We start from the raw sequence: 13,556 nt of genomic DNA, 5'->3' as shown, positions 1-13,556 counted from the left end.
AAAGCAGTGCAGGGTGTGCGTACCCTACGCTTGGGGTCAACCGGCCTTGGCGCCCATTACCAGCTGGGTTTGCGTGACCACCGAGCACAGTTTGCCGTCGGCGTTGCGGATACTTGTCTGCCAGACCTGCGTGGTCCGGCCGCGGTGCAGGGCCACGGCTTCGCCGGTGACCACGGTATTCACCTTGGCTCCCCCGATGAACTTGGTGCTCGAATCGGTGGTGGTGGTGGTCTGCCCTGCGCCCAGGTTCATCACGGTACCTACGGCGCCCAGCGTATCGGCGAAGGCCATGTGGGCACCGCCGTGGAGAATGCCGCCTGCCGTGCATAGATCCGGCCGTACCGTCAGTTCGGCCACCACGCGCTCGGGCGTGACTTCGAGCAGACGCACGCCCATGAGGCCGGGAAACAGCGGATCGAGAATATGCTGGACGTCTTGCAAACCGGGCATCATGGTCTCCTTGGATTGAGGAGGCAGGATAGCAGGCATTCAACCCTGAGGAAGTCTTCAAAGAGTGTCATAAGACTTTGCGGTTGCTCTCGTCATTCCCGCGCAGGCGGGAATCCAGGGGGCGGTGAAAAGGTGGCACTGGATTCCCGCCTGCGCGGGAATGACGGAGGAGAGCTTTGGAATGCCTTCTTCGGAGCGGCTTCCGTGTTTGCCTACAATTTCGGTCTTGATTCGCAGTTAAAGTTATTCATTGATTCAAAGGAGCCCGCCATGCCTATGACAACTGCTGCTTCCAGGTTGACTCCTTCGCGTCATGCCTTGGCGGTGCTCGCCGTCGCGTGTCTGGTCAGCGCCTGCGCCTCGGTCGATCTTAGCCGGCGCTACGATCCGCCACCCATCCGCGTGCCGCAGCCGTTGCCGGCCCCTCAGCCGCAAGCAGCCGCGCAGCCAGACGGCGTGCTGCCGCAACCCGTGGTGCCCGCGCAGCCGCAATCGCAGACCTTACCGCCGCTCGACAGCGCTTCCCAGCCGGCGCCTCCGGCCAGTGCCGCCGAGCGTCCCGATGCGCACCTGGTTACCTTCTCCACTCAGCTGGATGGAGCCAGTGCAGTCCCGGCCACGCGCAGTGCCGGCACAGGCAGGCTCGATGCGCTGTATGACTCCAACACCCGGGTGCTGCGCTGGAAGGCCTCCTGGACGGGCTTGTCGGGCACCATCACGGGCGTGCAGTTCCATGGCCCCGCCGATGCTGGCCAAGCCGCACCTCCCACCATGATTTGGCCGAGCCCATTCGGGCCCCGTTATGAGGGCCGTGCCACGCTCTCGCCCCAGCAAGCCGTGGATCTGGTCGATGGCCGCTGGTATGTGAATGTGATGACCAGCAGCTTCCCCGCCGGTGAAGTGAGAGGGCAACTGCGCGTAGTGCGCTGATGGCGCGGAAAATCGCGTAGGGGCAGGTTTCAAACCCGCCCGCTTTCCACGGTTACTGCACGCCCCGCTCAACCCTGACAGGCAGCGGAACCATGACCGGCTGTCCCGGCGTGGTACAGCCGGTGTCGCAACAGCGGCCTGGCTGCCGGTTTTTGGTGATCGAGCGCTTCTCGTCTTCCACGAGCCCGCGCTCCAGCAGGCGCTCCACCAGTTCGACCTTCGATCCCACAGGGTAGTTGCGCCAGATCTCCTGCTTCATGGCTGCTGGCGAACCGCCGCCGTGCATGCTGATCAACGAATACCAGCCGCCTTGGTAGGACGCCGTCAGGTCTTCAATGAAACGGGCGGTCTGGATCCGCTTGTCGTATGGAATGCTGGCGTTGGCCTGCAACACCTCGGAAAGCTTCGCCGACGTCTCAGGGTTGTGGTCTTCATCAGGGCCGGGGAGGGCCACGATCAAACCGCCGGACACTTCGTGCGCCAGACGATGCATGTCATAGATCTGCGTGGCCAGCAACAGCTTGCCGATGTTGCTGAAGACCGGATCAGGCATGAAGGAGCCGCTGTGCTCGTCGTTGGTGGCATAAACGCTGGCCGCCACCCCGCAGGCGTAGAAGCCCTCGGTGATTTTGATCAGTTCCACCATCGGATCGCGGAGATTGCTTTTTTTCTCGGGATCCAGGCCGTTCGCCTCGCACATCAGCGCACCCGCGCCAATGAGAAGATCGCCAAAGCCTGCCCGGGCAGCAATGCAGCTATGGCGGTGATGGGTGGCATAGCTGTAGGTCAGCACATGGCTGTGTTCCCATTCGCCTGCGTAGAACACCCGCTCCCAGGGCACGAAGACGCGGTCGAACATGACCACGGCAGTGGATTGGCCGTATTTGCGTGAAAACAGCGCGTCGCCATGCTCCAGCTTTTCGCCGGGCCGGCCCGCCGGTCTGGAGACGATGGTGATACCCGGTGCATCGACCGGCACCGCGCAGCATACGGCGAAGGCTTCGTCTTCGCGGCCCATGTTCCGGCTGGGCATCACGAGCAATTCGTGCATGTAGGGAGCACCAGTCACGATGGCCTTGGTGCCGCTGATCACGATGCCTTTTCCGTTTTTTTCGACCACGTGCACGTAGGTGTCGGGGTTGGCCTGCTGATGCGGCTTCCTGCTGCGGTCGCCTTTGGCATCTGTCATGGCCACCCCGAGCGACAGGTCGCGCTCTTGTACATCCGCCAGATAGGCTGCGAAGCGCGCCCGGTGTTCGGTGGTGCCGCGCGCATCGTCGATGTGCGCCACGGCCTGATGGAGGCCATTGAGCGCATCATGCGCGAGGTAGCGCTGGGCGCAACCGGTCTCCTGGCACAGCACGCGCACGGCCTCCAGCTTGTTCAAAAGGTCTCCGGCCGATTCATTCACATGGAGCATGCGGTTCATCACGCGGTGGCGGCTGGATTGCGTGGCCAGGGCAATGGGCGCCAGTTCGGGACGAAGCGCATAGTCATAGGTGAAGGCCAGGGCATTGACCCCTGGGCGAAACGCAGGCTCGTCAGCCACGCTGGCCACTTCGCGCCCGTCGACGAACACCTTGGGCTTGTAGCGGCGAAGGGATTCCCGGTAGTCGTCTCCCGACATGAGATTGACTCTGCTGGCCGGCACGGCTTCATGAGATGCATTCATCGCGGTTTCTCGTCTTTCTCATTTTGCTTGAACGGTAAGGTTTTATTTTGAACAGTGTTCAATGAATTTGTCAATGTTTATAATTTCCCCATGAAAGCCACTTCGGCCACCCTCCAACGCCCGGCCCGCAAGGCGGCCAAATCAACGGGCGACCCGCGCCAGCTCAGGCATCAGGCCTTGGCGGACGTGCGCCGGGAACTGATCCTCGATGCTGCCCGGTCGGCCTTTTTCGAGCTGGGGATGGAAAAGGCCAGCATCCGTGAGATCGCGCACCGCGCGGGCTATACGCCGGGCGCTATCTACAGCTATTTCGCCAGCAAGGAGGAGCTCTATGGAGCGCTGCTGGGGGAGTCGCTGGAGCGCCTCAATACCCGTGTTCTGGATGCAGTGGGAGGGCATAGCCCGGGGCCTGATCGGGTGCGGGCCTCCGCCACGGCTTTCTTTGACTTCTACCGCGAGAACCCTCGCGATCTGGACCTGGGCTTCTACCTGTTCCAGGGCATGCAGCCCAGAGGCCTCACCCCCGAGCTGAACGAGGCACTCAACGCGCGCCTTCGCAGTGTGCTGCAGCCCACGCAAGATACCCTGCTCCATCTGGGCATGTCCGAGCAGCAGGCGCTTGAGGAGACTACCGGCCTGTTCGCGCATACCGTGGGGCTGCTGGTGCTCAGCCACACAGGGCGTATCCGCATGTTCAAGCAGGCTTCACAGGATCTGTTCGATACCTACCTGGAACGGTTGGTAAGCAGGGCTGAAGCAGCTTGAGGCTGCCGGGATAACCCACTCGGTTGTAGGCGCGGCTTTCACCGTTTCTCGAAATGCCCGCTCAGCAGAGCGAACAACTCGTTGCGATGATGGATACCCAGCTTCTCGAATGCCCTGTCCCGGTACGTTTTGACCGTGGCGGGAGAGAGCTGAAGATCTGAAGAGATGCCTTCGTGCGTCCAGCCCTTCAGCATGCGTTCGCACACCTGGCGTTCGCGCGGCGTCAGCATGCTCAGCGCCGCTGCCGTGGGCGCTGAGCCGGGGTTCAAGGCCAGATGCCGCTGCACGCTCGACAGAATCAGCGCGCAGGCGCCGCTGAGGGTGTCGATATCCGTATCCGAGAAAAAAGGCTGCTCTTCCCGCCGGTACAGATTGACGGCCAGCCAGGCTCCTTCATCCTCACACACCAGGGACAGCCTCTCGCGCAGCGCATGTTTGCTGTAGATGCGCTCGCGGTGGGCGCGGGGGATTTCGCGCGCATTCCAGTGCACGAGCACCTGCTCGGCGCCGCTGGCCCGTTCGCGGGCTTCCAGGAAGGTCTGGTCGCGCAGGTACAGGGATTTCCGGTAGGCCTGCCAGGAGTCCATGGTTCCATCGGGAAACTCGAAGCTGGCCGTCAGTGGCATGCAGGGCGGTGCGTCTGGGTACAGCTGGAACACCGACCACCAGGCCACGGGCAGGAGGCGGTTCACCTGGGCGAGGGCATCGCCGGCGAAATTGGGGTGGCCGATACAACCGATCAGCCCAGCCATGGACTCCAGCGCGCGGGCGTTGGTCCATGAACGGATGCGTGTGGGTCGGCTGGCGGAAATGAACTGCATGCCACTGGCTTGGTTAAGTGCCCTGCGTGATTCGGTTTGAATTTACCGATGCTAAGCGATGGCAATTAAAGGGTTTTCCCTAGATATCGGTGGCTTTGTCCCCATCGGGGAGGACAGACGAGTACCGGGGTGATGACCAGAATTTTGGACCTAGACAGACAGGTTCCAGGAGCGCCCTTGAGTATTCGCCCCATTCAGTCCGTGAGCGATGTGACAGACATCGAGTCCCGCCCATTCGAGGAGTATCTGCCTTACAGGAGCGTGGCCCATGCGCTGCAAGCGCAGGCAGAAAGGCACCCTCAGCGTGTCGCGCTGAAATACATCAGAAGCGCCGATCTTGCCGAGCCGGCCGAGCAATGGACCTATCCTCAATTCGCGGCTCAAGTGCGCCGCGCCGCCCGGCTGTTCCAAACGCTGTGCGGTAATGAACAGCCTCGGGTGGCTTTCTTGTTGCCGGCCATTCCGCAAGCGCACTTCACGCTCTGGGGCGCGGAGGCCGTGGGCATCGCTTGCCCCATCAACTATTTGCTCGGCGAAGAACATATCGCGGAGCTCTTGCAGGCGGCGAAGGTCAACGTCCTTGTGGCCCTGGGGCCGCACCCCGAGCTGGATGTATGGTCGCGCGTGGCGGGCATCCGGCAGCGCTACCCCCAGCTGAAGAATGTGCTGGTCATCGGGGCGACGGCGGAAACAGGTGATGCCACGGATTTCGATGCGGCAGTTGCCGCGCAGAGCGATGCCCCGCTGGCCGTCTCGCCTTCCATCGACGATGTGGCGGCTCTGTTCCATACCGGAGGCACCACCGGGAGCCCGAAGCTGGCCCAGCACCAGCACCGCAACCAGCTTTGCGCGGCCGGAGGAGCCGCATGCATGTATGGCGCTTCCGAGCGGGACGTGATCATCAACGGCTTTCCGCTGTTTCACGTGGCGGGTTCGTTCGTTTACGGCCTGTCCATGTTCCTGGTGGGCGCCACCGTGGTGCTGCCCACGCTGCTCGGCATGCGGAACACCGGGTTTGTGCAGCGCTACTGGGATTTTGCGGAGCGCGAGGGGGCGACTCTGCTGGCGGCTGTTCCCACGGTGATGTCATCGCTGCTCGCGGTGTCTGTGGGTGGCGCCGATATCTCTCGCGTCAGAAGCCTGCTGACTGGCGGATCGCCTTTGCCGCCAGACCTTGCTGACGCGTTCGAGCAGCGTTTCGCTGTTCCCGTGCGGAATATTCTAGGGATGACGGAGTGCGGCGGAGTCATTGCCATCGAGCCTTGCGCCATGCCGCGCACGGCCGGCTCGGTTGGCTTGCCGATACCGTTCGTCAAAGTCCGGGCGGTGGATGCGAATGGAGAGCCGCTGCCTGACGGAGAAGACGGTGAGCTGCAGATCCTGGGGCCCAACGTCAGCCCCGGCTATACCGATCCGGCGAAGAATGAAGGCGTGTTCCTGAAAGGCGGATGGCTGAGCAGCGGGGACGTCGGCCATCTGGATGCGCAAGGGCGCCTGTACGTCACGGGCCGTGCCAAGGACATGATCATCCGCAGCAGCCACAACATCGACCCGCTGATGATCGAGGACACCCTGCACAAGCATCCCGAGGTGGCCATGGCGGCGGCGGTGGGGGCGCCGGACGAGTATGCGGGGGAGCTCCCCGTCGCCTACGTCACCCTGAAACCTGGAGCGAAGGCGGATACGCAGAGCCTGCTGGCGTTCGCGGAGGCCCACATGCCGGAGCGCCCGGCGGTGCCCAAGCAGATCTTCATTCTGGATTCGCTGCCCATGACGGCCATCGGCAAGTTTTTCAAGCCGAGGCTGAGGGAAATGGCCGCCGGGCAAGTCATCGAGGCCCGGCTCGCGCAACGCGCGCTGCACGAGAAAGTGGCGGCCTGTGTCCAGGCTGACGGGAAGGGCGTTCAGGTGGTTTTTGATTGTGGCGGCGATCCTGTGGCGGCCGCCAGTGTGAAGGAGATGATGGCGCCGTTCGCCCTGCGGTGGCGCTTGGCCGGCCGCGGCGACCGGCAGGAGGCTGCCGTATGAGCGGCACGATTCATCAGGAGCGCCACGGCGAGCATGTCGCGCTGATCCGCATCGACCGGCCCGAAGCCAGAAACGCCTTGTCGCCACGAATGCTTTGCGCCTTGGCGGATGCGTTCCTCGCGGTCAGAGCCGATCAGCAGGTGAGGGCGGTGGTGCTCACGGGTACGGGCGATGCCGCCTTCTGTTCTGGTGGCGATCTTGGGCTGACGCTGCCGTTGATGACGGGCGCGCGCGCGCCAGAAGACGAGTTTGACCGGCGTCTGCTCGAAGACGTGGAGACCATGGAGATCTCGTCGCTCCGGGATTTCGACATCGTCAAACCCACCATTTGCGCTGTCAATGGCACCTGCCTGGCCGGCGGGTTCGAAATGATGCTGGGTACCGACATCCGGATCGCGGCCGATCACGCTCAGTTCGGCCTGCCGGAAGTTCAGCGCGCGTTGCTGCCTTTCGCCGGTTCGATGGCCAGGCTTCCGCGCCAGGTGCCGACGGCAGTCGCGATGCAGGTGCTTCTCACGGGCCGTCCTTTCAGCGCGCAGCAAGCACTTCAATGGGGGCTGGTGACTGAGCTGCTGCCCAAGGACCGCGTGCTCGCAAGAGCGCTTGAGCTGGCCGGGCAGATCGCCGGGAACGGTCCTGTCGCGGTGCAAGCCGTGCGCCGGGCTGCCATTCAGGGCAGCGGCTTGCCGCTCCACAGCGCCTTTGCGCTGGAGGATACAGCCAAGAGAGAAGTCATGAGCAGTCAGGACGCCAGGGAAGGGCCTCTTGCATTCATGGAAAAGCGCGCGCCGAGATTCCTCGGGCGCTGAGAACGTGAACGCGTTTTGAAACTAATCGACGAAAAACCATCACATCAAGGAGCAAACCATGTTTTTCAGTTTCAAGCCTCGCCGCCTGGCGATTTATGCCGGCATCGCCGTGGCCTTGGGGACAGCCGCAGCCGGTGCGTATGCGCAGGCCAAGTACCCAGACCATCCGGTGCGGCTTCAAGTGGGTTTTGCGCCCGGCACCGGGCCGGACATCCTGGCGCGCACCCTCGCCAAAGGCATGGCCGCCCAGTTGGGGCAGCAGGTGGTGGTTGAAAACCGCTCCGGCGCGGGCGGGCAGATCGCGGCGGCCTATGTCGCCAAGGGGCCCAAGGACGGATACAACCTGCTGCTCGCAGACGTCAGCGCGATCTCGATAGCGCCCTTTGCTTTTTCGAAGATCGGCTATGAGCCCGCGAAAGAGCTGGTGCCGCTGTCGGAGGTGGCCAAAACCGATTTTGTCCTGGTCGTACCCAACAGCTCGCCTGCCAAGGATGCGCCGGGCTTCATGAAAATGGCCGCGGGCAAGGGCGGCAAGGTGGATTTCGGCACGTTTGGCGCCGGCAGCCCGGGCCATTTCGGAGCGGTGATTCTCGGCCAATTGGGGAGCTTCCCGCTTGAGGCGGTGCACTACCGGCAGACAGGCGATGCCGTTACGGCCACGATCGCCGGTCAAATCGACGGCATCCTGATGTCCACGCCCTTGGCCATGGCGCAGATCAAGGGCGGAAAAGTCAAAGGCCTGGCCACCACGGCCCCCAAGCGCTCGCCTCTATTGCCTGAGGTGGCCACGTTTGCGGAGCAAGGCTATCCCAAGGCGGATTTCTCGGCCTGGTTCGCAGTGTTCGCCCCCACGGGCACCCCGGAGCCGGTCATGAAGCTGCTCAGCGAGAAAGTGGCCGCATCCGTGCGGGATCCGGAGATCCAGAAAACCCTGGTCGAAGCCGGTTTTTCCGTCACCGGCACCAGCCGGGACGAAGTCGCCAGGATGATTGCCGCCGATACGCCACGGTGGAAGGCCGTGGTCGATGCTTCAGGGTTTCGCGGCGACAACTGATGACTGATTCCAGTGAGGATTCGTCATTCCCGCGCAGGCGGGAATCCAGTGCTTCCAGTTGGCGCTGTTGCTGGATTCCCTACTGGGGCATCCCACGTTGTCAAGCGAATATGGTTGTTATTTCTGATGGTTCTGATGGTTTAGTTGTTTATTACGGAGCTGACTGCAAGGACACTGAACTGAACGAAGAAAGACGGCCTACCTACTGACGGTCTTGTTGACGAGCTACGAAGAGCTTGGTGTCGGACCCAGATACGAGCCGCTCAGCGGAGGCTCCCATTCGCCTTTCGTGGCCTGAACAGGCCACCTGGAATCCATCGAGCTTATCCGCTGCCGGTCTAACCTGTTCAATTGATCTGCGAAGTGCCGTCCTGTTGAAACATCATTTTTTTGATAAACGAAACATGTGTCGATCTACTTCTACGTCGGTTTGACGCTCACATGATTGGCCACAAATGGCTGGCCTCGCGTGAACATCGCCCATAGAATGCGGGCGTTCTTGGCTGCCAGCGCGACAGCCGCCTTTTGCCAGCCCATGCGCTCACGCAACTGCTGCGCCCACAGCCACACTCGCTCCTGGCGTGGCTTGCTGCAGTGAATGGCCGATTTGGCGCCCTGCACCAGCAGCATCCGCAAATACGTATCTCCCTGCTTGGTAATGCCGCCAAGGCGGCTCTTGCCACCGCTGGAGTGCTGCGAGGGTGTCAACCCCAGCCAGGCAGCAAACTGCGCAGCCGTTTTGAACTGACTGAAGTCGGCCACGCTGGCCACGAGCGCCGAAGCGCCTATAGGCCCAATACCCAGTAGCTGCTGAGCCTGCTGAGCTCGACTGTCTTGCTTGATGTGTTGTGCAATGCGCTGCTCGCACCAGCCAATGTCCTGATCAAGCTGGCGCCACTGCATTTGCAGTCGCTCAATGCTTAATCTCACCAGCGCGGGCATCTCGTTGCTGGCATCCTCGTTGAGCTGGGTCAGCTGCTCCTTGAGCTTGCCCACCCCTTCAGGACACACCAGACCAAACTCGGCCAGCAGTGCACGAATACGGTTGATGCACGCAGTTCTGTCTTTCTCCCAGCCTTGACGCAGGGTGTGTACACCCAGGATCGCTTGCTGCTCGGTCGTCTTGATCGGCACAAAGTGCATTTGCGGGCGGCTGGCAGCCTCGCACACCGCCGCAGCATCATTGGCGTCATTCTTGCCTTTCTTGCCCTGCAAACGGTATGGCGCCACTAGATGAGGCGCGATCAGGCGCACCTGCAAACCAAGCTGGCTGAGCCGGCGTGCCCAGTGATGCGCTCCAGTACACGCCTCCATCACCACCAAACAACCGGCAGGCAACTTCGCGCACCAGGGCAGGAAACCTCGCCGCGCTAGCGCTCGGCGCACCAACACACCTGCCTGAGCATCCACCGCATGCACTTGAATCAAGTTCTTGGCCAGATCCACTCCAACTCGTGTAATCTCACTCATGGGACTTCTCCTTACTCTTTAGATTGACGTTCGCACCTCAATCTTGGCGCTTCGACGCCGTTCCTGGTAAGTGGGAAGTCCCCTCGTATTCGCCTGCGCGGGAATGACGGTGAAAAATTTGTCGCTGCTGCTACTTAAGTAAAAACTTTCAAAGGCCACGCCAGCAGTGCCTTCATTGGTTGTTTCAATTTGCAATGGTAGAAGGCATCGTGGGGGTGATATGGTTCAGGGTATGTCCCCGCAGCCTGTCATGTCTCTTCAGCCTTCCTGTTCTACCCGCACCTCTGCTTTCGTGCGCAAGACTCGCCAAGCGTCCAGGCTGGCCTCTGGATTGATGCTGGCCGCCCTGCTGGCGGCTTGCGGCACGCAACCGACCGGGCGTCCCGCGCCGCCTGCGCCCACGGCGCCTCCCCCAGCTCCGCAGCGTGAACCAGAACTGGCCGCGTTCAGAGCTCAATTGAATGGCCGTAATGTGGTGCCGCGCAGCGATAGCGCTGCCCAGGGGCAGTTGGTGGCAGTGCTCAACCGCACGACCGGCCTGTTCCGTTGGAAACTGACCTTCGACGGCATGAGCGGTCCGGTCCGCACCGCGAATTTCTATGGTCCGGCCATGGACGGCGAAGTCGCCAATCCCCGTGTGGCGCTGGGCAAGGGTGCTGTCACCAGCCCTAACGAGGGCAGCGCCATGCTGACCCCCTCACAGAAGGCTGATGTCTTGATGGGCCAGTGGTATGTCAATCTCAGCACGGCCCGCTACCCGGACGGGGAAATCCGGGGCCAGTTGATCGAGCAGCGCTGAGTTTTCTTTGCATTCGCAGGAGCGGCTTCAGCCACGAAAGGGGCGCATCTGAAAGGAAACGCCTTTTTCGCGCCTGAAGCCGCTCCTGCAGGGCGAGATAAGGGGCTTTGGAATGATTGCAAGCAGCCAAGGCTCCAAAACCTTACACTATAAGGTTCTCCCAAGCTGCCGCCCGCCGTGAACGCCCCTGTCGACGTTTCTTTCTTCCCGCGCGCCGCCAAGCCGCTTTCCAGCTACAAACCGTACTGGGCCAAGCGCTTTGGAGCCGCCCCTTTTCTGCCCACAAGCCGGGCGGAAATGGATGCGCTCGGCTGGGATTCATGCGATGTGGTGCTGGTCACGGGCGACGCGTACGTCGATCATCCCAGCTTCGGCATGGCCGTGATCGGCCGGGTGCTGGAATCCCAGGGCTTTCGCGTGGGCATCATCGCGCAGCCCGATTGGCAGAGCAGCGAGCCCTTCAAGGCGCTGGGCAAGCCCAATCTGTTCTGGGGCGTCACGGCGGGGAATATGGATTCCATGATCAACCGCTACACGGCTGACCGCAAGATCCGCAGTGACGACGCCTACACCCCCGGCGATGTGGGCGGCAAGCGGCCTGACCGTGCCGCCATCGTCTACAGCCAGCGCTGCCGCGAGGCCTACAAGGACGTCCCCATCGTCCTCGGCGGCATCGAGGGCAGCCTGCGCCGTATCGCCCATTACGATTACTGGAGCGACAAAGTCCGCCGCTCCATTGTGGTCGACAGCAAATGCGATCTGCTGCTGTACGGCAACGCCGAGCGCGCGCTGGTCGAAGTCGCGCACCGGCTGGCACGCCGCGAACCGGTGGAAGAGATCACCGATGTGCGCGGCACCGCCTTCGTGGCGCGTTCGGCGCCCGAGGATTGGTTCGAACTCGATTCCACCGAGGTCGACCGCCCGGGGCGTGTGGAAGCCCACCTCAACCCCTATCAGACTACCAGCGAGCAGGCTGCGTCCCGCGGCGGGGTGTGTGAGGCAGAAGCCAGCGAAAAAGGCGCCACTGGCGGCCCCGTCCCTGACGGCCTCACCACAGACGGCCCGATCAAAGGCGGTGTGCAGCCGATCCGCTTCATCCGGGAAGCCGGGCGTGTGTCGGCCCCCGTGGCCCGCCCGCCCCGCGAGCGCACCGTCATCCGCTTGCCCAGCTACGAGCAGGTCAAGTCTGATCCCGTGCTCTACGCCCACGCCAACCGCGTGCTGCACCTGGAAACCAACCCCGGAAACGCGCGCGCGCTGGTCCAGGCGCACGGGGAGGGCGCCACGGCACGCGATGTCTGGATCAACCCCCGCCCATCCCGTTGACCACGGCGGAGATGGATCTCGTGTTCGATCTGCCCTACGCGCGCAGCCCCCACCCGCGCTATGCTGACGCGCAAGGGCGCCACGATGGCGAGACCAAGATCCCGGCCTGGGAGATGATCCGCTTTTCCGTGAACATCATGCGCGGCTGCTTCGGTGGGTGCACTTTCTGCAGCATCACTGAGCACGAAGGCCGCATCATCCAGTCCCGCTCGGAGGACTCGATCGTGCGCGAAGTGGAAGAGATGCGCGACAAGGTCCAGGGCTTCACCGGCGTGGTGAGTGATCTGGGCGGCCCCACGGCCAACATGTACCGCCTGGGCTGCAGTTCACCCGCGATCGAGGCGGCTTGCCGCAAACCCAGCTGCGTGTACCCCGGCATCTGCCAGAACCTCACGACCAACCATAATCCGCTGATATCCATCTACAAGCACGTGCGCACGCTGCCGGGTATCAAGAAGGTGCTGATCGGCTCCGGCCTTCGTTACGATCTGGCCGTCAAGTCGCCGGCCTACGTGAAAGAGCTGGTGCAGCATCATGTGGGCGGCTACCTCAAGATCGCGCCTGAGCATACTGAAGAGGGGCCGCTCTCGAAGATGATGAAGCCGGGCATCGGCAGCTATGACCGGTTCAAGCAACTCTTCGAGCAGTTCAGCGAAGAGGCAGGCAAGAAGCAGTTCCTGATCCCTTACTTCATCGCCGCGCACCCCGGGACCACCGACGAGGACATGCTCAACCTGGCGCTGTGGCTGAAGAAAAATGGTTTCCGGGCCGATCAGGTGCAGGCCTTCTATCCGTCGCCCATGGCCACCGCCACGGCCATGTACCACACGGGCCTGAATACCCTGAAGGGCGTGCACCGCGACGAGCGCGCCGAGAAGGTGGACACGCCCAAGGGCGAGCGCCGTCGCAGGCTGCACAAGGCTTTCCTGCGCTACCACGATCCCAACAACTGGCCGCTGCTGCGCGAGGCATTGAAAGACATGGGCCGTGCCGAGCTCATCGGCAACGGGAAGCACCACCTCATTCCATCCTGGCAACCCCTCTCGGATGGCAGCTACCAGAGTGCCCGGCGCAAGAACAGCACGCCGTCGGACTCTGCCAAGCAGCCTTCCCGCTCATCCTCGGCCGGCCCGGTGGGGCGCCGGGATGCGGATATCGCTGCCAAGGAACCTCGCGAAGACGTGCGGTTCCGTACCAGCCGGCCAGTGCCTGGCCGTGTGCTAACACAGCATACGGGCCTGCCTCCGCGCTCGGCAGGCCCAGCGGGGCAGGGTGGTTCGCGCAAGGCTCCTGCCCGCAAGCCGAGGTAAAACGGCCCTCGTCTTTGCTCTATGACTTGAGCGCAAGAATAGGCGCGGGGTCGCTGCCCGAAACCCTGAATAAATGCATAAAAGCAAATAAATAAGATTTTTTGCAAATTAAAAGACCCTTA

The 13,556-nt window shown here is 62.5% G+C and carries 10 protein-coding genes and 1 pseudogene; 7 read left to right on the top strand and 4 right to left on the bottom strand.

The features are described from left to right. Nucleotides 1-36: 36 nt before the first annotated feature. Entirely contained in the window at nt 37-453 is a 417-nt protein-coding gene (locus WJU18_RS19635) for a PaaI family thioesterase (RefSeq protein ID WP_423454969.1), read from the bottom strand. Between the two features lie 267 nt (nt 454-720). On the opposite strand from WJU18_RS19635, the gene WJU18_RS19630 reads away from it, so the two are divergent. Next, nucleotides 721-1,380: a CHRD domain-containing protein gene (locus WJU18_RS19630; RefSeq protein WP_423454967.1), complete on the top strand. Its 660-nt coding sequence runs from the start codon at nt 721-723 to the stop codon at nt 1,378-1,380. 52 nt (nt 1,381-1,432) lie between these two features. Here the strand turns inward: WJU18_RS19630 and WJU18_RS19625 are convergent, their stop codons facing one another. Further along, on the bottom strand, nt 1,433-3,052 hold the full coding sequence (locus tag WJU18_RS19625; RefSeq protein ID WP_423454965.1) for a 4-hydroxyphenylacetate 3-hydroxylase family protein: 1,620 nt from the start codon (nt 3,050-3,052) through the stop codon (nt 1,433-1,435). 90 nt (nt 3,053-3,142) lie between these two features. Between WJU18_RS19625 and WJU18_RS19620 the strand changes: the two genes are divergently transcribed. Next, nucleotides 3,143-3,817, top strand: a complete 675-nt coding sequence (locus WJU18_RS19620) for a TetR/AcrR family transcriptional regulator (RefSeq protein ID WP_423454963.1) — start codon at nt 3,143-3,145, stop codon at nt 3,815-3,817. A 38-nt stretch (nt 3,818-3,855) separates the two neighbouring features. On the opposite strand, the gene WJU18_RS19615 is transcribed toward WJU18_RS19620, so the two are convergent. After that, nucleotides 3,856-4,638 carry a helix-turn-helix transcriptional regulator gene (locus WJU18_RS19615; RefSeq protein WP_423454961.1) on the bottom strand — a complete coding sequence of 261 codons (783 nt, stop codon included), beginning with the start codon at nt 4,636-4,638 and terminating at the stop codon, nt 3,856-3,858. Nucleotides 4,639-4,815: 177 nt separating this feature from the next. Between WJU18_RS19615 and WJU18_RS19610 the strand changes: the two genes are divergently transcribed. The 3 genes from WJU18_RS19610 to WJU18_RS19600 are packed head-to-tail and all read left to right on the top strand — an operon-like array spanning nt 4,816 to nt 8,529. Further along, nucleotides 4,816-6,666: an AMP-binding protein gene (locus WJU18_RS19610; protein ID WP_423454959.1), complete on the top strand. Its 1,851-nt coding sequence runs from the start codon at nt 4,816-4,818 to the stop codon at nt 6,664-6,666. Beyond that, entirely contained in the window at nt 6,663-7,475 is an 813-nt protein-coding gene (locus WJU18_RS19605) for an enoyl-CoA hydratase/isomerase family protein (protein ID WP_423454958.1), read from the top strand. Before WJU18_RS19610 ends, WJU18_RS19605 begins: the two co-directional genes overlap by 4 nt. Before the next feature lie 58 nt (nt 7,476-7,533). Further along, nucleotides 7,534-8,529: a Bug family tripartite tricarboxylate transporter substrate binding protein gene (locus WJU18_RS19600; RefSeq protein ID WP_423454956.1), complete on the top strand. Its 996-nt coding sequence runs from the start codon at nt 7,534-7,536 to the stop codon at nt 8,527-8,529. A 420-nt stretch (nt 8,530-8,949) separates the two neighbouring features. On the opposite strand, the gene WJU18_RS19595 is transcribed toward WJU18_RS19600, so the two are convergent. Further along, entirely contained in the window at nt 8,950-9,999 is a 1,050-nt protein-coding gene (locus WJU18_RS19595) for an IS110 family transposase (protein WP_423454084.1), read from the bottom strand. Between the two features lie 250 nt (nt 10,000-10,249). On the opposite strand from WJU18_RS19595, the gene WJU18_RS19590 reads away from it, so the two are divergent. Continuing rightward, nucleotides 10,250-10,798 (top strand): CHRD domain-containing protein, encoded by a 549-nt coding sequence (locus WJU18_RS19590; RefSeq protein ID WP_423454955.1) that lies wholly within the window; start codon nt 10,250-10,252, stop codon nt 10,796-10,798. A 177-nt stretch (nt 10,799-10,975) separates the two neighbouring features. After that, nucleotides 10,976-13,434: pseudogene (locus tag WJU18_RS19585) on the top strand (YgiQ family radical SAM protein). The last annotated feature ends 122 nt before the right edge of the window (nt 13,435-13,556 follow it).

This window comes from Ottowia sp. VDI28 (assembly GCF_049532675.1).
In the GTDB taxonomy this organism is placed as follows: domain Bacteria; phylum Pseudomonadota; class Gammaproteobacteria; order Burkholderiales; family Burkholderiaceae_C; genus Ottowia.
This window is presented reverse-complemented; position numbering and strand designations above follow the sequence as displayed.